The organism is Qipengyuania sp. HL-TH1, assembly GCF_036365825.1.
Taxonomy (GTDB): domain Bacteria; phylum Pseudomonadota; class Alphaproteobacteria; order Sphingomonadales; family Sphingomonadaceae; genus Qipengyuania; species Qipengyuania profunda.
Genome location: NZ_CP142675.1, coordinates 1,196,551 through 1,215,570, shown reverse-complemented (window position 1 = coordinate 1,215,570; position 19,020 = coordinate 1,196,551). Strand labels below are relative to the sequence as shown.

The window sequence follows — 19,020 nt, the reverse complement described above, 5'->3', positions numbered from 1 at the left end:
GAAACGTCAGCGTGACGTCACACCGCTTTGCCCGCGAGCCTGTCGGTCGCGCGGACGAGCCCGTCGACGATCCCCGGTTCGCTGGCGCTGTGACCGGCATCGTGGACGATCCATAGCTCGGCCTCGGGCCAGGCCTTCTTGAGCGCCCATGCCGCGCCCGGCGGGGTGCAGATGTCGTGACGTCCCTGGACGATGATCCCGGGAATGCCCGCCAGTTTGTCGACATTGGCCAGCAGCTCGTTCTCGTCGAGGAAGAAGTCCTCGAGAAAGAACTTGGCGCATATTCGCGCGAAGGGCACCGCCTTGGCCGGATCGCCGAAGCTTTCGAGCAGGTCCTCGTTCGGCAGCAGCGTGGCGACATGGCCCTCCCACAGCGACCATTCGCGCGCCGCGGCAAGCCGCGTGGCTTCGTCGTCGCTCGTCAGCCGTTCGTAATAGGCGCGAACGAGATCGCCCCGTTCGGCTTGGGGAATAAGGCCGGTGAACTGGTCCCATTGCTCGGCCATGATCTCGCTGGCTCCATAGCCGTAGAGCCACGACTTTTCCTGCTGCCGCGCGAGGAAGGCACCGCGCAGCACCAATGCGCTCACCCGGTGGGGATATTTCTGCGCGTAGGCCAGCGCGAGGGTGGAGCCCCAGCTGCCGCCGAAGGCCTGCCATTTCTCGTGGCCGCACATTTGGCGCAGCCGCTCGATATCCTCGACGATGCGCCAGGTGTCGTTGTGCTCGATCTCGGCGAAGGGCAGCGACTGTCCGCATCCGCGCTGGTCGAACAGCAGCACGTCGTAGAGTTCGGGGTCCCACTGACGCCGGTGGTCGGGCGCGATGCCCCCGCCGGGTCCGCCATGAAGGAAAACCGCGGGCTTGGCGCCCGGGGTCCCGACGCGCTCCCAATAGAGCGAATGGCCTTCGCCGACATCGAGCATGCCGGTCTCATAGGGTTCGATCTCGGGATAAAGCTGGCGGCGGGTTTCGGTCATTCGGAGGCTTTCTTGCTGACGACGACAATCGGGCCGATCGGCGCGCCGGTATCGAGCCGCTCCGTCACCGGGTTCCACAGCAGCGAAACGGTATCGTCGAGGAACAATGCGTTCTTCACTTCGAGCTCGTCCTTGTAGAAGCGGGCGAGCTTGCCGAAGGATATCGGCGCATTGGAAATCACGAAATGCGCGCGGCCTTCGTCATCGACGCCCACCGCATTGCGGATCAAGCGCGAGGGGCCGTCTTGCGTGATCTGCGGGTGGATGCGGCCATCGCTCACCAGCATCGGGCCCGATTGCGTGCCGAATTGCGGCCGTTCGGAGACATTGGCGAGGAACCAGGCACTGTCGCGCACCATCCATTCGCCGCCGCTGCCGTAGAACACGCCATTGGGCTTCATGTAGAAATTGCCCGAGCCCGTCCCGGTGTCGAGTTCCTGCAATCGCTGCGAACGCTGGACGAAATAGCCGACGGGCGTGCCGTCGCCGTCGAAGATGCCGGCGTTCATCGCAAAAGCGATGGTCTCGCTATCGCTGGCAGCGGCGAAGTCCTTGAGGCTGCGATACCGTTTGTCGCCGTTGCCCAGCGCCATTGCAATCGTGTGGCGCGCGGGGACCGCGAGACAGTGGGTCAGCGGGGTGTCTTCGAAAATGATCGAGCGGCACGCGCTTTCGACCTGGCTAGCCAGTGTTTCGCTCGGGCTGGGCGTCGACGTGGGGGCGGCCTGCGCCTTGCCGTCGATCCGTGCGCGGGCGACGGGCTCTCCTTCGGGCTGGGCTTCGCAGGCTGTCAGCGCGAGCAAGGCCAGCGCGGCAAGTATATGTCTCATTGACCGAACCCGGGCTCCTTAGCGAGGCGCACGGCTTCCCTGGCCGCAGCGAGCAGCGCGCTCGCCTTCGCTTCGCATTCTCTTTGTTCATAAGCGGGATCGCTGTCCGCGACTATCCCCGCGCCTGCCTGGACGTGCATGGTGCCGTCCTTCACCACCGCGGTGCGCAGGACGATACAGCTGTCGACCGACCCGTCGGGCGCGAAATAGCCCACACCGCCGGCATAGGGACCACGCGTGGCAGGCTCGAGCTCGGCAATAATTTCGCAGGCCCGCACCTTGGGCGCGCCGCTGACCGTCCCGGCGGGGAAGCCCGCAAACAGCGCATCGATCGCGTCCTTCGAGCTATCGAGCTGGCCGGTAACGTTGCTGACGATATGCATGACGTGGCTGTAGCGTTCGACGGTAAAGCTCTCGGTCACGGTGACGCTGCCCGATTGCGCGACCCGGCCGACATCGTTGCGCCCGAGATCGAGCAGCATCAGATGCTCGGCGCGTTCCTTGGGATCGGCGAGCAAGGTCTGTTCGGCAAGCCGGTCCTCCGCCGCGGTCGCGCCGCGCGGCCGGGTCCCTGCGATGGGCCGGATCGTCACCTCGCCATCGCGCACCCGGACGAGGATCTCGGGGCTCGATCCGACGATGGCAAAACCGGGCATGTCGAGGAAATAAAGGAAGGGCGAGGGGTTCACCCGCCGCAGTGCGCGATAAAGCGCCATCGGGGGCAGCGTGAAGGGCGAAGTGAAGCGCTGCGACAGCACCACCTGGAAGATGTCGCCCGCCTCGATATATTCCTTGGCGCGCAGCACCATGGCTTCGTAGTCCGCGGCGGGCATGGTCGGTGCCAGTGCGGGCTCGGGGTGCTGGTCGGCCGAATAGCGTGCGCTGCCTGCCGAATGCGACAGTTTGCGGAGAACTTCGTCGATCCGTTCCTCGGCCTGCGCGATCGATCCGTCCTGCCAGACCGGCGCGATGCAGAACAGGGCATCGCTGAGCCGATCGAGCACCAGCAGCACGGTGGGCCGCACGAAGAGCATGTCGGGGAGGCCGAGTTCGCCCTCGGGCGGGCGCGGCAGTTTTTCGACCAGGCCGATGGTCTCATAGCCGAAATGACCGACGAGGCAGGCGAGGGCGGGCGGCAGTTCCGCAGGCACTTCGCAGCGGCAGGATTCGACCAGCGCACGCAGGCTGGCGAGCGTGCCGTCCTCGCAGGGTTCGAAGGCGCTGCGCGAATGCTGCCATTGCGCGTTGATCTCTGCGCAGTCGCCCGTGGCGCGGAACACCAGATCGGGGTCCAGCCCGATCAGGCTGTAGCGTCCGCGAACCTCGCCGCCTTCGACCGATTCGAGCAGGAAGTCGCCGCGGCCTTCCTCGAACAGCTTGATGGCGGCGCCAACCGGCGTTTCAGTATCGGCGACCACTTCGCGCCACACCAGCGCGGGCCGTCCCTGCGCCAGCGCCGTGCGTGCCCGGTCGGTGCCTTTCAGCGCGGTGCCCAACTGCGCCTCAGCTACCGGTAAGCTGCGTGCGCACGGCCTCGATCGCCGAAGGATTGCGCGATACGCCCAGTTCTTCGCGCATCGCACGGCGGAACTGGTCGGCATATTCTTCGCCCAGCAGCGGACCCATCTGGCGCTGTGCCTGCGCGATCAGCGGATCGTCGGCGGCGATATCGTCCATCGCGATATCGTTGACCCGGACCACGAAGAAACCGGCATTGCCGCCCGCTTCGAGCTTCTTGGCCGTGCCTTCGGCCATGCTGAAGAGCAGCGCGAGCGGCGGCGGGATGCGGCGCTCGCGCTGACGGGCGAGATCTTCGCGGGTCATGTCGACCGACTGGGCCGGGGGGACGCGGCGCTCTTCGGCAGCCAATGCCTGCGCGATCGACTGGCCATCGCGCAGACGCGCCATGACGCGGTCGGCGGCCGCCTGCGCAGCTTTCATGCCTTCGGTCGCGCGCCAGCGGGCTTCGACCATGTCCTCGATCTCGGCAAAGGGCGCAGCGGCAGCGGTGATGATATTGCCGACTTCGTAGACGAGGTAGGTCTGCCCGCTTTCGACCGGTGCGATCTCGGGCTCTTCTTCATCCATCTGGAAGGCGGTGGCCAGCGCGGGACGCAGGACATCGGGCAGCGTACGCTGCGGCGTATCGTACAGGCGGCCATCGGCGAGCGCCGGGCCGACCGTGCTGAGGTCGAGGCCGAGGTCTTCGGCGACTTCGGCGAGCGTGGCGCCATCCTCGAGCTGTTCCTCGATCTCGCTGGCGAGGTCGGCCATGCCGCGCACGCGTTTTTCCTCGCGCAGCGTATCGGTCAGTTCACTGCGGACCTGCGCGAGCGTGCGTGCGGGGGTGGTGTCGATCGCATCGATACGCGCGACGTGCCAGCCGAGCGGGCTGCGCGCAGGTGTAGTCATCGCTCCGCGCGCTGCGGAGAAATAGGCCGAAGCAACCGCGGGCGATGCCTGCGCGGACAGGCCTTCACGCAGGACATCGACGACCGGCGATGCGCGCAAGCCGGCTTCACGGGCAACCGTTTCGAACGAGGCGCCGCCGGCAACGCGGTCGCGGATCGATTTGGCTGCGGCTTCGGTGGGCACGATCAGCTGAGTGACATCGCGGGTTTCGCTGGCGGCATATTGCGCGGCGTCGCGTTCATAGCGCGCGGCGATTTCGGCATCGGTCGGCTCGATACGGTCGCCGAGCGCACTCGAATCGAAAGTCGCATACCGGATCGTCCGGCGTTCGGGGCGGACGAAGACATCGCGGTTGTTGTCGTAATAGGCGCGCAGCACCTTGGGGTCGGCCTTGCCGCTGGGGGCATAGGTTGCCGCGGGCAGGAGAGCAATCGAACCGCGGCGACGTTCCTTGAACAATTGCGCATAGCGATAGGCGAGCTTGTCGGGCACGCTTGCGCCGAAGCCGGCCGGGATCAGCAATTGCTGCGACAGCAGGCCGGTCCCGAGGTCTTCGCGGACCTGTGCATCGGTCACCCGCTGCTGGGCCAGCGCCTGGCGATAAGTGTCCTCGCTGAAATTGCCATCGGGCCCGCGGAAGGCGGGGATCATGCGGATCTCGCTGTTGATGAGATTGTCGCCCGCGCGGATGCCGTGCTTCTGCGCGAAGCCCATGATGGCCGCGCGGTTGATCAGCGCTTCGAGCGATCCGTCCAGCCCGCCTTCGCGCAGGAATGCCTGCATCGTCGCCGTCGGCTGGTCCTGGCGGAACGAGTCGAGCCCGTTATTGGTGGCGCGGACGAGATCGGATGTGGAAATTTTCTCGTCGCCGACCACTGCCACGCGGTCTCCGCCGGCTATTCCCCCGAAAGTTCCGGTGCTCGAAACATCCGCGCTGGCGAAGGCGAGAGCGATCAGGCCGAGGAACGCCAGCGAGATGGCCAGACCGAGCTTGGTCTTGAAGAAGTTACGAAAAAACTGGAACATGGCGTGCGGGCAATCCCGTTAATGGCTGCGATCTTCCGGGGTCACCCGGATGGGTTGGGGCGCTTTATCCCCCATGCGACCGCGCGGCAACAGGTTGCAAAGGGTTTTGACGCGCGAAGAAACCTTCTCTAGCGGAGCGCATCCCAAGCCCCATATAGCGGGCCACCCATTCAGACAATTCGCAGGACCTACCCATGGCCGAACGGCCCTACATCGTCGGAAACTGGAAAATGAACGGCACGCGGGCAATGCTTTCCGAAGCACGCGCCATCGACCGTGCCGCGCAGCGTTACATGAAGGTCGAGGTCGCCGTTGCACCTCCCTACACGCTGATCCATGCGGTCCATAAGGAAGCCGAGCAGATCGGGGTCGGCGCGCAGGATTGCCACCCGGGTGCCGAAGGCGCGCACACGGGCGACATCAACGCCTCGATGATTGCCGATGCGGGGGCGAAGTTCGTGATCCTCGGCCATAGCGAGCGGCGCCAGGACCATAGCGAGACCAAGGACCTGATCAACGCCAAGATCGAATCGGCGCTCGAAGCCGGGCTGCGGGTGATCCTGTGCTGCGGCGAACCGCTCGAGACGCGCGATGCCGGGAAGGCGGAACGCTATGTTCTCGACCAGCTCAAGGCCGCCCTGCCATTGTTCGAGGACCCCGCCGAGCGTCTGACCATCGCCTATGAGCCGATCTGGGCGATCGGAACCGGACGCACTGCGACCAGCGAGGACATCGCGGCAATGCACTCTGCGATCCGCGCGCTGCTCAACGAGACCTACGGCGAAGAGGCATCGTCGCTGGTGCGCATTCTCTATGGCGGTTCGGTCAAGCCCGACAATGCCCGCGACATCCTCGCCACGCCCGAAGTGGGCGGGGCGCTGGTTGGCGGGGCCAGCCTCTCGGCCGAAAGCTTCCTCGGCATCGTGGTCGGTGCGTCGGAGGCCGAAGAGGCCTGATCCCGGCGCGCTTGCCGTTTGCCCTGCGCGCGCCTAGATGCGCGTGAGCCCAGCAATACCAGTTCCAAGAGTATCCGCATGTTCCTGTTTCTCACTGTCGTCCAGGCGATCGTCGCAGCCGCGCTTGTCGGCGTCATCCTGATGCAGCGCTCCGAAGGGGGCGGCCTCGGCATCGGCGGCAGCCCGTCGGGCATGCTGAGCGCGCGCGGGGCAGCGGACTTCCTCACCCGGTCGACCAAATGGCTGGCGGTCTTGTTCGTCGTCCTGTCGATCGCGCTGGCCGCGGTCGCGGTCGAGACGACCGGCAGCGATGCCATCGAATCGACGCTCGACCGCTCGGTTACCCCGGCAGCGCCCGCCGATCCGCTCGGTCCGGCAACCACCGGCGAAGCCGCGCCAGCCAGCACCGATCCGCTCGGCGACGCGACCGAATAACGAACGTTACATCGCAGGACTGTGGATTGCGCCGTGCCAGCGGCGCGATTTGCACGTGTTTGCGCTTGCCCCGACTCACCCCCTCAGCTTAAGGCCCGACACCCATGGCGCGGTATATATTTATCACCGGCGGCGTGGTCTCCTCGCTTGGCAAAGGTCTCATGGCAGCATCGCTTGCCGGCCTGCTCCAGGCGCGTGGCTACAAGGTCCGTATCCGGAAATTCGACCCCTATCTCAACGTCGATCCGGGGACGATGTCCCCTTATCAGCACGGCGAGGTCTATGTGACCGATGACGGGGCCGAAACCGACCTCGACCTCGGCCATTACGAACGCTTCACCGGCGTGTCGGCGCACCAGGGCGACAACATCACCTCGGGCCGGATCTACCAGGACATCATCGCCAAGGAGCGTCGCGGCGATTATCTGGGCGCTACGGTGCAGGTCGTTCCGCACGTCACCGACGAGATCAAGGACTTCGCGCTCGCGGGGCAGGACGATCACGATTTCATCCTGTGCGAAATCGGCGGCACGGTGGGCGATATCGAGGGCCTGCCGTTCATGGAGGCGATCCGCCAGCTGCGCAACGAGCTCGAGCCGTGGCAGACGCTCAGCGTCCATGTGACGTTGGTGCCCTATATCGCCGCTGCCGGCGAGCTGAAGACCAAGCCGACCCAGCATTCGGTGCGCGAGCTCGCCAGCCTCGGGATCAAGCCCGACGTGCTGCTGTGCCGCGCCGAGCATCCGATCCCCGAATCCGACCGGCGCAAGATCGCGCAGTTCTGCAACGTGCGGCAGGAGGCGGTCATTCCCGCGCTCGATGCGCCGTCGATCTATGCCGTGCCGCTGCAGTATCACGGCGAGGGGCTCGATACCGAAGTCCTGCGCGCCTTCGGTATCACCGATGCACCCGATCCAGACCTGTCGCGCTGGTACGATGTGGTCGACCGCCATTCGAACCCCGATGGCGAAGTCACCATCGGCGTGATCGGCAAGTATGTCGGCCTGCAGGACGCCTATAAGTCGCTCAACGAAGCACTGGTGCACGGCGGCATGGCGCACCGGGTCAAGGTCAACATCAAGTGGATCGATGCCGAAGTGTTCGAGGGCGACGATGCGGACATCGCCGCGCGGCTCGAGCCGATGCACGCGATCCTGGTCCCCGGCGGTTTCGGCGAACGCGGAAGCGAGGGCAAGATCGCCGCGGTGCGCTTTGCGCGCGAACGCAAGGTGCCCTTCTTCGGGATTTGCCTCGGCATGCAGATGGCCTGCATCGAAGCGGCCCGCACGGCAGGACACAGCGCTGCATCATCGACCGAATTCGGGGAAACCGACGAGCCGGTGGTGGGGATCATCACCGAATGGATGAGCGAAGAGGGCCTGCAGACGCGCGAAGCGGGCGGGGACCTTGGCGGGACCATGCGGCTTGGTGCCTATGAGGCCAAGCTGGCGGCCAACAGCCATGTGTCGAAAATCTATGGCGGTGCGACGAGCATCTCCGAACGGCATCGTCACCGCTACGAGGTCAATGGCGCCTATATCGAGCCGCTGGAGAAGCAGGGTCTTATCTTCTCGGGCATGTCGCCCGATGGCCTGCTGCCCGAAATCGTCGAACGGCCCGATCATCCGTGGTTCGTCGGGGTCCAGTTCCACCCGGAATTGAAGTCCCGGCCATTCGATCCGCACCCGCTGTTTGCCGGTTTTGTCGGTGCGGCGCTCGAGCAGGCGCGCCTCGTCTGAATTACCCAAAACGGGGGTTTCGGGGCAAGTCTCTGAATTCCTTGAACTATGATTTTCAAGCGCTTGTAAAAACGCGACAAAATCATTTCGCCTCCGCGAGGCGGGTTTATCTTTTGATATATTTGCTGCAGAATAACGGTCTTCCGCGCCCTTGGGTGCGGCTCTTCGAGATATGCGCTTCGCTAGCAGGCGATGGGGCTTGCCTCGATGACGGCTGTCTTCTGCGACCCGGACGGTCGATTTCGAGGTAGGGCGGCGTTTACGTCGCGGGGGCGGAACCCAAGTTCCGCCCCCTATACCTCTGCTATACTTTTTGCCCGATCACGGGATCAGGCGGCCCTGCTGTCGCCGTCCTCGTCATCCTTGACCACTTCGAGCGGCTTCTGCGCGCCGATCGCGATCTTCTTGGGCTTCATCGCATCGGGCACTTCACGCACGAGGTCGATTACCAGCAGGCCATCGGCCAGGTCGGCATTGTCGACACGCACGTAGTCGGCCAGTTCGAAACGCCGTTCGAAGCCGCGGTTGGCGATGCCGAGATGCAGCATCTCGCCCTCGTTCAGCTCGTCGCGCTTCTTGCCGGTCACGACCAGCAGGTTCTGCTGTGCGACGATGTCGAGATCGCCCGAGCGGAAGCCGGCCACGGCCAGCGTGATGCGGTATTCATCGTCACCGCGGCGCTCGATATTGAAGGGCGGGTAATTGTCGCCGCCGGCATTGCGGGCCTGGCGTTCCATCAGGTCGAACACGCGGTCGAAGCCGACGGTGGAGCGACGGAAGGGAGTAAGGTCCATACGGTTCATCGAAACAAATCCTCTGTTGAGCGATTCTATGATGGCGGGGCCCGCATTCGGCACCCCGTCGCCGCCCCGGACATCGTGGCGGCACATTCGAGATAGGCACGCCGATTTGGCTTTCAAGTCTCCCCGGTGCGCGCTAGTTTCGACGCTGAAAACAAGAGGATTTCCATGACCCAGCCGCAAGTCGACATCTATACCAAATTCGGGTGCGGATATTGCTACCGGGCCAAGCGCCTGCTCGATGAAAAGGGCGTGGACTATGCCGAGCACGACATCACCATGGGCGGGCCCAAGCGCGACGAAATGCGCGCGCGGGCGCCCAGCGCGATGACCGTGCCGCAGATTTTCATCGGCGATACGCATGTCGGCGGCTCCGACGAGCTTGCCGCGCTTGAACGCCAGGGCAAGCTCGACGCGCTGCTGGAAGGCTGATGCCGCGGATCGCTGTCCTCCAGATGACCTCGGGGATCGATCCGTGGTCCAACTTCGAGACGATCCGGGATGCCGCCTATGAGGCGAAGAAGGGTGGTGCTGAGGTCCTCTTCACGCCTGAGATGTCGCTATTGCTGGATCGTGACCGAAAACGGGCGGCAGAGCATATCGTCGAGCAGCACGCCTCGCGTTATGTGAAAATGCTCAGCAACCTCGCCGAGGAATGCAATCTTTGGATTGCGCTAGGATCTATGGCTGTAGCCCTCCCGGAGGGACGTTGGGCAAATCGCTCGATGCTCTTCCCGCACAGTGGCGAGCAACCTGTTTGTTACGACAAGATGCACATGTTTGATGTGAACCTGGCCGATGGCGAAAACTGGAGAGAATCCAACGCCTATCGTCCCGGCGACAAACCTGTGGCTAAGGACATCTTGCTTCTTCGTATGACCGATGCCGGAGAAGAAGAAGAAGAGGATTTCAAACTCGGCCTCACCGTATGCTACGACATCCGCTTTCCGGCTCTTTTTGATGCGCTTGGTCGCGAAGGATGCGACGTCATCTCCATCCCCGCCGCCTTTACCGTCCCTACCGGCACCGCGCATTGGCATGTCCTCCAGCGTGCCCGGGCGATCGAAGCAAGCGCCTTCGTGGTCGCGGCGGCACAGGTCGGCGAACATGCCGATGGGCGCAGGACCTATGGCCACAGCCTGGTGGTCGATCCCTGGGGCGAGGTGCTGCTCGATATGGGCGGCGAGGAGCCGGGACTGGGCTTTGCCCACATCGATCTCGCCCGGATCGCCGAGGTCCGCGCGCAGGTTCCAAGCCTTGCCAACCGCCGTGAAATCGCCAATTAGGCCGCCATCATGATCGTTTTCGACCTTTCCTGCGGCGAAGGCCACCGGTTCGAAGGCTGGTTCGGCTCATCGGATGACTACGCCGCACAGCTGGCCGAGGGGCTGCTCACCTGCCCCCAATGCGGGAGCGAAGAGATCGGCAAGGCCCCGATGGCGCCCTCGGTGCCGGCAAAGTCCAGCATGCGCGAAGCGGGCGGGGACACCGGCACGCAACTGGCCAAGGGCGACATGCCGGTGGAGGTCAAGAAGGCCTTCGAAACGCTTGCGCGGGCGCAGAGCAAGGCGCTCGAAAGCAGCACCTGGGTGGGCGACAAATTCGCCGAGAAGGCCCGCGAGATGCACTATGGCGAGACCGACGAGGCGCCGATCCACGGCCGTGCCACGCGCGACGAGGCCGAAGACATGGTCGCCGAGGGTATTTCGGTGGCACCGCTGCTGGTCCCGGTCGCGCCGCCCGACGAACTCAACTGATTGCACCGCGAGTCCGAGCCGCTATACGGGGCCTGGCCGCGCCCGTAGCTCAGTCGGATAGAGCATCAGATTCCTAATCTGGGGGCCACAGGTTCGAATCCTGTCGGGCGCACCACATGAGGCGGTCCGGTGACGGGCCGCCTCATGTGGTTCGGCGCATCGGGAGCGAGCCTTGTCCGGAGTCGGAGCGCAGCGGAGACGGCGCCCCAGGCGCCTATCCTGTCGGGCGCACCACTACCTGCCGTAGCGGCGGGTCAGCATTGTCAAACCGGTCAGCGCGACCGAGCACAGCCCGAGCAAGGCACAAGTTCCAGCCCAGCCATAGGCGTCATAGGCAACGGTCCCGGCATAGCTGCCCAATCCGCCGCCGATGAACATGATGACGACATAGATCGTGGTCAGCCGCGTGCGGATCGCCGGGTCGAGCGCGAGGAAGGTCATCCTGCCCGTCACGTCGATCCCGGGGCCGACGAGATTGGTGACGAACAGCGGCACGAGCAGGCCCCACAAGGTCCCGCCAAGCGGCCACAGCAGCGCGATCCCGCCAAGCTGGATGATGGCGAAGATCGTGCGCGCCTTGCGCGGGCCGACCGCGTCCGACCAGCGCCCCAGCCGCGGGGTTGAAAAGATGCTCACCGCGGCAAGTCCGGCAAGATAGCCGACCGTATCGGTTCCATAGCCCATCGCGGGCGAGGTCAGGTACAGTGCAAGGCCCAGCCAGAGCGCGATGAACTGCGCGAAATTGAGCCCCTGAATCGCGCCGGCGAGCAGGATTTCGCGATGTTTGCCGATCAGCGGGAAAACCGAAACGAGCAGGCTGGGGTAGGATTGGCGGGAACTGGCAGAGCGTTCGCCGCCCTCCATCAGGCGCGGCAGAGCGACCGTGATGGCCAGCATCAGCCCGGTGGCGATCCAGTAGACTGCGCGCCAGCCGAAATGTTCGGCGATCACTCCCGCACCGACCCGCGCCACGAGAATGCCGAGGATGACCCCCGCGGTCAGCTTGGCGGTTACCTGTCCGAGCCGCTCGGGCGCTACGCGCTTGGAGGCGTAAGCGGGCAGCAGATAGGGCGCGATGGTGAAATAGCCGAGCAGGGTCGACCCGATGACGAACAGGGTGAAATCCTGCGCCAGCGTCATGATCGCCAGACATACGGTTTGCCCTGTTGCGAAGGCGATGGTCAGCCGGCGGTTGGAGATCCGGTCGCCCAAGGGCAGCAGCATGAAGATGCCCACCGCGAGTGCCAGCTGGTTGAGCGCGGGTACGAGCCCGATCCGCGCATGGCTCACACCGAAATGATCGGCGACCAGCGCAATGATCGGATGGATATAATAGGCGTTCGCCGTTACCACCGCTGCCACAATGGCGAGCGAGGTTTCCTGGGCGCCGGTCAGTCGCGCGGTTTGGTTCAAGCGAGGTGACCCGCCTTGCGTGCCATGTCGATGACCCCTTGTGCCAGTAACTCGGGCTGGTCTTCCTGGCAGAAATGGCCGCAGGTCGAAAGCGTGCGGTGGGGCTGGTCCTGCGCGCCCGCAATCCGCTCGATCAGGAACTGCTCGCTGCCCCTGGTGATCGGATCGTCTTCGCCGAACAGGGTCAGGAACGGCTTGTCGTAAGCGGCAAGGGCAGGCCAGGCGCGCTTGTTGTCCTCGACCCCGGGCATGCCGTCGGCGACCGGGACCAGCGCGGGAAAGGCGCGTGCGCCTGCTTTGGAGGGTTCGTCGGGGAAGGGCGCGTCATAGGCGGCGATTTCGGCTTCGCTGCGCGTGGTCGCCGTGGCCCGGTCGAGCAGGGCGCCGATGCGGAAATCGGGCGAGCTGCGGGCGAATTCGCGCCATGCAAGGAAGGCCTCGCTGGCTGTACCGCCCGCGGGAAGGAAAGTGTTGCTGGCGACGACGCAGGCGAACAGGTCGGGGTCGTGCGCAACCATGCGCAGGCCCAGCAGGCCGCCCCAGTCCTGGCAGAACAGCGCCGCCGGGCGCGGTTCGACAGCAGCGCGCCACTGTTTCAGCCAATCGACATGGCGCGCATAGGTGTAGAAGTCGATATCGTCGGGCTTGTCGCTCTTGCCGAAGCCGATGAGGTCGGGCGCGAGCACGCGAAATCCCGCATCGACGAGGATCGGGATCATCTTGCGATAGAGGAACGACCAGCTCGGTTCGCCATGGAACAGCAGCACCGGCGGGGCATCGCGCGGCCCTTCGTCGACATAATGCTGGCGCGCAGTCAGCCCGTCGCCGAGATCGACCTCGAACCAATGTTCGGCGAAGGGATAATCGGGAATGTCGGCAAAGCGTTCGGCGGGCGTACGCAGGATCTGCATCGGTCTCTCCTCCAGAGGCGACCGACAACCCGGTCTTGATTCGAAACCTTAAGGCGTCTTGCGGCGGGTGTCACCCAAGTGGCTCACCGGCACGGTTTCCTTGAAGGTATGCGTGACATAGGGGAAGGGGATCTCGATCCCCGCTTCATCCAGCGCAGCCTTGATTGCGCGCACGACCTTGTCCTTGCTTTCCCAGCCATCGCGCGGGGTCGAACCCGCCCACCAGCGCACGAGGAAATCGACCGAGCTGGAATTGAATTCCTGCGCGAAGATGTCGACGCCCTTGCTCGCCAGCACGTCCTCGAGCCCCTCGACCGCGCGGCGGATCACATTTGCGGCATGGTCGAGCTGCGTATCGTAGGAAACGCCGACCACGACCTCGTGCCGGCGCTCGTCGCGGTCGGTTATGATTTCCACCGGGTTCTTGAACAGGATCGAGTTGGGAACGACGGTCAGTTCGCCCGACAGCTTGCGGATATGCGTTTCGCGCAGGGTGATATGCTCGACCTTGCCGGTGATGTCCTCGCATTCGATGACATCGCCGATGCGCATTTTCTCGCGCACCATGATGAGCACGCCGGCAAGGAAATTCTCGAAGATGTCCTGGAAGGCGAACCCGATCGCCACCGCGCCGATCCCCAGCCCGGCGAGCAGGCTGGCGAAGGTCAGGTCGGGCATCACCACGATCGCGGCGATGAACAGGCCGATGATCCAGATGGCGAGCTTGACCAGCGTGTCGATCAGCGTCTTGAGGCTGGTGCGCAATTCGGTGCGCCCCACGATCACATCGGAAATGCGCGCAGCGAAGCGCGCGATGATCCAGGTGAGAAAGACGATGAAAACCGCGATCGCGAGGGTGGGGAGGGCTTCGACGAAACCCTGACCCATTTCCTGCAGCTGTTCGCGCAGCGTAGCGATGTAATTCACGAAAGCGGAACTCCCTTTGCGCTGCAACGCAACACAAAGGGTGAGGTTCCGGTCTGGAAAGGGTCAGCCGACCCCGTGTTCCTTGCGGGCAAGCTCGTGCAACCAGTCGGCGTGGCGCGGTGCTTTCTTGGTTTCGCTCCACTCGTCGAGCATCATCGGCGCAACGCGCTTGAGCTCGGCATATTGCTCGTCCGTACCGATATCGGTGGCGAGCTCGACGCGGTGCCCGTTCGGGTCGAAGAAATAGATCGACTTGAAGATCCCGTGATGCGTCGGCCCGAGCACTTCGATACCGAGGCTCTCGACATGGGCCTTGGCGGCGAGCAGTTCGGCTTCGCTCCCTACCTTGAACGCAAGGTGCTGGACCCAGGCGGGGGTGTTCTCGTCGCGGCCCATGTCCTGCTGGTTGGGCAGTTCGAAGAAGGCGAGGATGTTGCCGTTACCCGCGTCGAGGAACACATGCATGTAAGGGTCGTATTCGCCGGTCGAGGGGACGTGGTCTTCGGCAAAGGCGGTGGTGTAGTCCATGCCGAGGACCTTGCCGTACCACTCGACGGTCTCTTTGGCGTCCTTGCAGCGATAGGCGGCGTGATGGACGCCGCCCAGCTTGACGGGGTGTTCGGTGACTTCGCTCATTCGGCCGGCTCCGTCTCGGCGGTCTGCGCCTCGTCCACGCTCAGCACGCCGCGCTTGATCTGGTCGCGCTCCATGCTTTCGAAGAGCGCCTTGAAATTGCCTTCGCCAAAGCCTTCGTCGCCCTTGCGCTGGATAAATTCGAAGAACACCGGGCCGACCTGCGCTTCAGCAAAGATCTGCAGCAGCAGGCGCGGCTGGCCGTCCTCGGTGGTGCCGTCGAGCAGGATGCCGCGCATCTTGAGCGCATCGACGTCCTCGCCATGATCGGGCAGGCGCTCGGCGAGCATGTCGTAATAGGTTTCGGGCGGCGCGGTCATGAAGGGTACGCCGAGGTCTTTCAGATTGTCCCAGCAGGCGAGCAGATCGTCGCAGATCAGCGCGATATGCTGGATGCCTTCGCCGTTGAACTCGCGCAGAAACTCCTCGATCTGGCCCTTGCCGCCTTCGCCTTCCTCGTTGAGCGGAATGCGGATCTTGCCATCGGGCGCGGTCAGCGCCTTCGAGGTCAGGCCGGTATATTCGCCCTTGATGTCGAAAAAGCGGATTTCGCGAAAGTTGAACAGCGTCTCGTAATAGTCCGCCCAATATTTCATGCGGCCGTTGTAGACGTTGTGCGTCAGGTGATCGATCACGTTGAAGCCGGCCCCGACCGGGTGGCGATCGACGCCCTCGAGATAGTCGAAGTCGATGTCGTAGATCGACAGCCCTTCGCCATGCTCGTCTTCGTAGCGGTCGATCAGATAGACGATCGCGCCGCCGATCCCGCGGATCGCAGGGATGCGCAGTTCCATCGCGCCGGTTTCGACCGCGACCGGCTCCGCGCCGCGCGCCAGCAATTCGTCATAGGCCTTCTTTGCGTCGCGGACGCGGAAGCCCATGCCGCAGGCGGAGGGGCCATGCTCGCGGGCAAAGAACCACGCCGCGCTACGCGGTTCGTAATTGAGGATGAGGTTGATCCGGCCCTGGCGCCACAGGTGCACATCCTTGGCGCGGTGCGTGGCGACATGGGTAAAGCCCATCGCCTTGAAAACCGGTTCCACCACGCCCTTTTCAGGGGCGCAGAATTCGACGAATTCGAAGCCGTCGAGGCCGATGGGGTTTTCGAAGAGATCGGGCATTGCAATCCTCTGCATTTGCGTTTGGTTTCAATGGAAACTAGTTACGCCTCGATGCGGGTTGAGTCAAGGAACGAACCCGCCTGTGCCACGCACAGTTTCGTAGGTGCGACGAGCGGTTCGCGCCCATGCGAATTGGCTTGCGCGCGGCAGTTAACTGTGATTCTGTGAAATTATGCGACGTATGAGCTCCATGGCAGCGATTCAGAAGGCGAAGGTCACGCAGCATGCTGCGCTGGCGGCGCTGCTGGTCATGGGCGGCCTCGCGATTGCCGGTCCGTCGGGCCTGCTGGCGTGGAGCGAAAACCTGCGCCTGCTCGACAAGCGGGAAGCCCAACTGGCGACCCTGCAGGCAGAGCGCACGGCACTCGAGAATCGTGTTGCATTGCTGCATCCCGACCATGCCGATCCGGACATGGTCGGCGAATTGCTGCGCAGCCAGCTGAACGTCGTCCACCCCGATGAGGTGGTGATCAAGCTCGACGACTGAGCGAGCGGAAACGCTTGCATTCCGTAAGGGCTACGTATGCATACGCGCTGCCCCGTTGCGCGGGTCGCATGCCTGTGCCTATAGGCGCAACGATATTCCTCCCCGGAAGAACAAGGATCCGAAGTCTTGGCAAAAGCCCCCCGGAGCAAGAAGACCGCTACCAAGTCGCCCGCAGAGGATGACGACTTCATTCTCCATTCGCTGCAGGAAGCGCTTGAGGAGAACAAGCATTTCGCGGCGAGCAAGGAGCAGATGCTCCACTTCTACGAGCAGATGCTGCTGATCCGCCGTTTCGAGGAGCGCGCGGGGCAGCTCTATGGCCTCGGCCTCATCGGCGGGTTCTGTCATCTCTACATCGGCCAGGAAGCGGTCGCGATCGGTCTCCAGTCGGCGCTCGACGGCGACAAGGACAGCGTGATCACCGGCTACCGCGACCATGGGCACATGCTCGCCTACGGCCTCGACCCCAAAGTCATCATGGCCGAACTGACCGGCCGCGAAGCGGGCATTTCCAAGGGCAAGGGCGGGTCGATGCACATGTTCTCGACCGAGCATAAATTCTACGGCGGCCACGGCATCGTCGGCGCCCAGGTGGCGCTTGGCGGCGGGTTGGCGCTTGCGCATCAGTACAATGCCGATGGCGGCCTGTGTCTCGCCTATTTCGGCGACGGCGCGGCCAACCAGGGCCAGGTCTACGAGACGATGAACATGGCGGCGCTGTGGAAACTGCCGATCGTCTTCGTGGTCGAGAACAACCAATACGCGATGGGTACGGCGGTCGGGCGCAGCTCGGCCGAGACCGAGTTCCACCGCCGCGGTACCGCCTTCCGCATTCCCGGCATGGAAGTGAACGGCATGGATGTGCTCGAAGTGCGCCAGGCGGCCGAGATCGCCTTCCAGCATGTGCGCGAGGGCAAGGGCCCGGTGCTTATGGAATGCAACACCTATCGCTATCGCGGGCATTCGATGTCCGACCCGGCGAAATATCGCACGCGCGAGGAAGTACAGGACGTGCGCGAACACAAGGACCCGATCGAGGGGATCAAGAAGCTGCTGCTCGAAAACGGTTCGACCGAGGACGAGCTCAAGGCGATCGACAAGGATATCCGCAAGACCGTGACCCAGGCCGCCGATTTTGCTGAAAGCTCGCCCGAACCCGAAGCAGGCGAACTCTACACCGATGTTCTGGTGGGGGAGTATTGAGCCATGGCGATCGAACTCAAAATGCCCGCACTGTCGCCCACGATGGAAGAAGGCACGCTGGCCAAATGGCTCAAGGCCGAAGGTGACGAAATCGTCGCCGGCGACATCATTGCCGAGATCGAAACCGACAAGGCGACGATGGAATTCGAAGCGGTCGATGAAGGTACGCTCGGCAAGATCCTCATCGAAGAAGGCACCGAAGGCGTGAAGGTCGGCGCGGTCATCGCCATGCTGGCCGTCGAGGGTGAGGACGCAGCCGATGTCGAAGCGCCCGCCGCCACCGCACCGGTCGAGGATGAGCCGGGCGAAGGCAAGGACGTCGGCCGCGAGCCGAGCGAGGCCGAGATCACCAAGCCCGTCCGCAAGGCCGATGTGAAGGATCCCGAGGTTCCCGAGGGTACCGGCTTTACCTCGACCACCGTGCGCGAAGCGCTGCGCGATGGCATGGCCGAGGAAATGCGCGCGGACGAGCGCGTCTTCGTGATGGGCGAGGAAGTTGCCGAGTATCAGGGGGCCTACAAGGTCACCCAGGGCCTGCTTGACGAATTCGGCCCCAAGCGCGTGATCGACACGCCGATCACCGAATATGGTTTTGCCGGCATCGGGACGGGCGCGGCCATGGGCGGCCTGCGCCCGATCGTCGAGTTCATGACCTTCAACTTCGCCATGCAGGCGATCGACCACATCATCAATTCGGCGGCCAAGACCAATTATATGTCGGGCGGACAGATGCGCTGCCCGGTGGTCTTCCGCGGCCCCAATGGCGCGGCCAGCCGCGTCGGCGCGCAGCACAGTCAGAACTTCGGCCCGTGGTATGCCAGCGTACCCGGCCTGATCGTGATCGCGCCCTATGATGCCGCCGATGCCAAGGGGCTGATGAAGGCGGCGATCCGCTGCGAAGACCCGGTTGTCTTCCTCGAGAACGAGCTCGTCTACGGGCGCAGCTTCGACGTGCCCGACCTAGACGATTACGTCCTGCCGATCGGCAAAGCACGGATCATGCGCGAGGGCGCGGATGTCACCATCGTCGCCTATTCGATCGCGGTTGGCCTCGCGCTTGAAGCGGCCGAGGAGCTCGCCGGGGAGGGTATCGACGCCGAGGTCATCGACCTGCGTACGCTCCGCCCGCTCGACAAGGAGGCGGTGCTCGCCTCGCTGGCCAAGACCAATCGCCTGGTCATCGCCGAGGAAGGCTGGCCGACCTGTTCGATCGCATCCGAAGTGATCGCGATCTGCATGGACGAGGGCTTCGACCATCTCGATGCCCCCGTCACCCGTGTGTGCAACGAAGACGTCCCGCTGCCCTATGCGGCCAATCTCGAGAAGCTGGCGCTGATCGATACGCCGCGGATCGTTCAGGCGGTGAAGAGGGTCTGCTATCGCGACTGAC

At 64.0% G+C, this 19,020-nt stretch carries 19 protein-coding genes and 1 tRNA gene; 10 read left to right on the top strand and 10 right to left on the bottom strand.

The features are described from left to right. Positions 1-17: 17 nt before the first annotated feature. From pip to VWN43_RS06535, 4 genes are read right to left on the bottom strand one after another with little or no spacing between them, the layout of a single operon-like run. Complete coding sequence (gene pip, locus VWN43_RS06550) at positions 18-980, bottom strand: prolyl aminopeptidase (RefSeq protein WP_320180176.1); 963 nt, start codon at positions 978-980, stop codon at positions 18-20. Then, the gene (locus VWN43_RS06545; RefSeq protein WP_320180177.1) at positions 977-1,810 is read right to left on the bottom strand and encodes a phosphodiester glycosidase family protein; all 834 of its coding nucleotides are present in this window, start codon (positions 1,808-1,810) and stop codon (positions 977-979) included. Before VWN43_RS06545 ends, pip begins: the two co-directional genes overlap by 4 nt. After that, positions 1,807-3,306: an anthranilate synthase component I gene (gene trpE, locus VWN43_RS06540; protein WP_320180178.1), complete on the bottom strand. Its 1,500-nt coding sequence runs from the start codon at positions 3,304-3,306 to the stop codon at positions 1,807-1,809. The genes VWN43_RS06545 and trpE overlap by 4 nt, the downstream gene beginning before the upstream one ends. Before the next feature lie 7 nt (positions 3,307-3,313). Then, the gene (locus tag VWN43_RS06535) at positions 3,314-5,248 is read right to left on the bottom strand and encodes a peptidylprolyl isomerase (RefSeq protein WP_320180179.1); all 1,935 of its coding nucleotides are present in this window, start codon (positions 5,246-5,248) and stop codon (positions 3,314-3,316) included. A 194-nt stretch (positions 5,249-5,442) separates the two neighbouring features. Between VWN43_RS06535 and tpiA the strand changes: the two genes are divergently transcribed. The 3 genes from tpiA (at position 5,443) to VWN43_RS06520 (ending at position 8,378) form a co-directional block, all read left to right on the top strand. Next, positions 5,443-6,204: a triose-phosphate isomerase gene (tpiA, locus tag VWN43_RS06530; RefSeq protein WP_320180180.1), complete on the top strand. Its 762-nt coding sequence runs from the start codon at positions 5,443-5,445 to the stop codon at positions 6,202-6,204. Between the two features lie 78 nt (positions 6,205-6,282). Continuing rightward, positions 6,283-6,639, top strand: a complete 357-nt coding sequence (gene secG, locus VWN43_RS06525) for a preprotein translocase subunit SecG (protein WP_253515548.1) — start codon at positions 6,283-6,285, stop codon at positions 6,637-6,639. Between the two features lie 104 nt (positions 6,640-6,743). Further along, positions 6,744-8,378, top strand: coding sequence for a CTP synthase (locus VWN43_RS06520; protein ID WP_320180181.1), 1,635 nt, complete (start codon positions 6,744-6,746; stop codon positions 8,376-8,378). 329 nt (positions 8,379-8,707) lie between these two features. Here the strand turns inward: VWN43_RS06520 and VWN43_RS06515 are convergent, their stop codons facing one another. Then, positions 8,708-9,181 (bottom strand): Hsp20 family protein, encoded by a 474-nt coding sequence (locus VWN43_RS06515; RefSeq protein ID WP_320180182.1) that lies wholly within the window; start codon positions 9,179-9,181, stop codon positions 8,708-8,710. 165 nt (positions 9,182-9,346) lie between these two features. Here VWN43_RS06515 and grxC point away from each other — a divergent pair, with 165 nt between their 5' ends. The 4 genes from grxC (at position 9,347) to VWN43_RS06495 (ending at position 11,050) form a co-directional block, all read left to right on the top strand. Beyond that, positions 9,347-9,610 carry a glutaredoxin 3 gene (grxC, locus tag VWN43_RS06510; RefSeq protein ID WP_320180183.1) on the top strand — a complete coding sequence of 88 codons (264 nt, stop codon included), beginning with the start codon at positions 9,347-9,349 and terminating at the stop codon, positions 9,608-9,610. Further along, positions 9,610-10,464 carry a carbon-nitrogen hydrolase family protein gene (locus tag VWN43_RS06505; protein ID WP_320180184.1) on the top strand — a complete coding sequence of 285 codons (855 nt, stop codon included), beginning with the start codon at positions 9,610-9,612 and terminating at the stop codon, positions 10,462-10,464. Before grxC ends, VWN43_RS06505 begins: the two co-directional genes overlap by 1 nt. A 9-nt stretch (positions 10,465-10,473) precedes the next feature. Beyond that, entirely contained in the window at positions 10,474-10,935 is a 462-nt protein-coding gene (locus VWN43_RS06500) for a DUF1178 family protein (RefSeq protein ID WP_320180185.1), read from the top strand. 38 nt (positions 10,936-10,973) lie between these two features. Further along, positions 10,974-11,050 (top strand) — tRNA-Arg (locus tag VWN43_RS06495). A 119-nt stretch (positions 11,051-11,169) separates the two neighbouring features. Here the strand turns inward: VWN43_RS06495 and VWN43_RS06490 are convergent. The 5 genes from VWN43_RS06490 to hppD form a co-directional block, all read right to left on the bottom strand. Beyond that, positions 11,170-12,348: an MFS transporter gene (locus VWN43_RS06490; protein WP_320180186.1), complete on the bottom strand. Its 1,179-nt coding sequence runs from the start codon at positions 12,346-12,348 to the stop codon at positions 11,170-11,172. Next, positions 12,345-13,259 carry a haloalkane dehalogenase gene (locus tag VWN43_RS06485; protein WP_320180187.1) on the bottom strand — a complete coding sequence of 305 codons (915 nt, stop codon included), beginning with the start codon at positions 13,257-13,259 and terminating at the stop codon, positions 12,345-12,347. Before VWN43_RS06485 ends, VWN43_RS06490 begins: the two co-directional genes overlap by 4 nt. A gap of 48 nt (positions 13,260-13,307) precedes the next feature. After that, complete coding sequence (locus VWN43_RS06480; protein ID WP_253515559.1) at positions 13,308-14,186, bottom strand: mechanosensitive ion channel family protein; 879 nt, start codon at positions 14,184-14,186, stop codon at positions 13,308-13,310. Positions 14,187-14,249: 63 nt separating this feature from the next. Further along, entirely contained in the window at positions 14,250-14,822 is a 573-nt protein-coding gene (locus VWN43_RS06475; RefSeq protein WP_320180188.1) for a VOC family protein, read from the bottom strand. After that, a complete protein-coding gene (gene hppD / locus VWN43_RS06470; protein ID WP_320180189.1) occupies positions 14,819-15,940 on the bottom strand; it encodes a 4-hydroxyphenylpyruvate dioxygenase in 1,122 nt (373 codons plus the stop codon). Before hppD ends, VWN43_RS06475 begins: the two co-directional genes overlap by 4 nt. A gap of 190 nt (positions 15,941-16,130) precedes the next feature. Here hppD and VWN43_RS06465 point away from each other — a divergent pair, with 190 nt between their 5' ends. The 3 genes from VWN43_RS06465 (at position 16,131) to VWN43_RS06455 (ending at position 19,019) form a co-directional block, all read left to right on the top strand. Next, complete coding sequence (locus VWN43_RS06465; RefSeq protein ID WP_253515562.1) at positions 16,131-16,427, top strand: FtsB family cell division protein; 297 nt, start codon at positions 16,131-16,133, stop codon at positions 16,425-16,427. A 126-nt stretch (positions 16,428-16,553) separates the two neighbouring features. Continuing rightward, on the top strand, positions 16,554-17,630 hold the full coding sequence (gene pdhA, locus VWN43_RS06460; RefSeq protein WP_320180190.1) for a pyruvate dehydrogenase (acetyl-transferring) E1 component subunit alpha: 1,077 nt from the start codon (positions 16,554-16,556) through the stop codon (positions 17,628-17,630). A gap of 3 nt (positions 17,631-17,633) precedes the next feature. Continuing rightward, entirely contained in the window at positions 17,634-19,019 is a 1,386-nt protein-coding gene (locus tag VWN43_RS06455) for a pyruvate dehydrogenase complex E1 component subunit beta (RefSeq protein WP_320180191.1), read from the top strand. Position 19,020: the final 1 nt, after the last annotated feature.

Coding starts and splice junctions, on each gene's coding strand:
- pip (WP_320180176.1), bottom strand. CDS start 980: ATGACCGAAACCCGCCGCCAGCTTTATCCCGAGATCGAACCCTATGAG.
- VWN43_RS06545 (WP_320180177.1), bottom strand. CDS start 1,810: ATGAGACATATACTTGCCGCGCTGGCCTTGCTCGCGCTGACAGCCTGC.
- VWN43_RS06535 (WP_320180179.1), bottom strand. CDS start 5,248: ATGTTCCAGTTTTTTCGTAACTTCTTCAAGACCAAGCTCGGTCTGGCC.
- tpiA (WP_320180180.1), top strand. CDS start 5,443: ATGGCCGAACGGCCCTACATCGTCGGAAACTGGAAAATGAACGGCACG.
- secG (WP_253515548.1), top strand. CDS start 6,283: ATGTTCCTGTTTCTCACTGTCGTCCAGGCGATCGTCGCAGCCGCGCTT.
- VWN43_RS06520 (WP_320180181.1), top strand. CDS start 6,744: ATGGCGCGGTATATATTTATCACCGGCGGCGTGGTCTCCTCGCTTGGC.
- VWN43_RS06515 (WP_320180182.1), bottom strand. CDS start 9,181: ATGAACCGTATGGACCTTACTCCCTTCCGTCGCTCCACCGTCGGCTTC.
- grxC (WP_320180183.1), top strand. CDS start 9,347: ATGACCCAGCCGCAAGTCGACATCTATACCAAATTCGGGTGCGGATAT.
- VWN43_RS06505 (WP_320180184.1), top strand. CDS start 9,610: ATGCCGCGGATCGCTGTCCTCCAGATGACCTCGGGGATCGATCCGTGG.
- VWN43_RS06500 (WP_320180185.1), top strand. CDS start 10,474: ATGATCGTTTTCGACCTTTCCTGCGGCGAAGGCCACCGGTTCGAAGGC.
- VWN43_RS06485 (WP_320180187.1), bottom strand. CDS start 13,259: ATGCAGATCCTGCGTACGCCCGCCGAACGCTTTGCCGACATTCCCGAT.
- VWN43_RS06475 (WP_320180188.1), bottom strand. CDS start 14,822: ATGAGCGAAGTCACCGAACACCCCGTCAAGCTGGGCGGCGTCCATCAC.
- hppD (WP_320180189.1), bottom strand. CDS start 15,940: ATGCCCGATCTCTTCGAAAACCCCATCGGCCTCGACGGCTTCGAATTC.
- VWN43_RS06465 (WP_253515562.1), top strand. CDS start 16,131: ATGGCAGCGATTCAGAAGGCGAAGGTCACGCAGCATGCTGCGCTGGCG.
- VWN43_RS06455 (WP_320180191.1), top strand. CDS start 17,634: ATGGCGATCGAACTCAAAATGCCCGCACTGTCGCCCACGATGGAAGAA.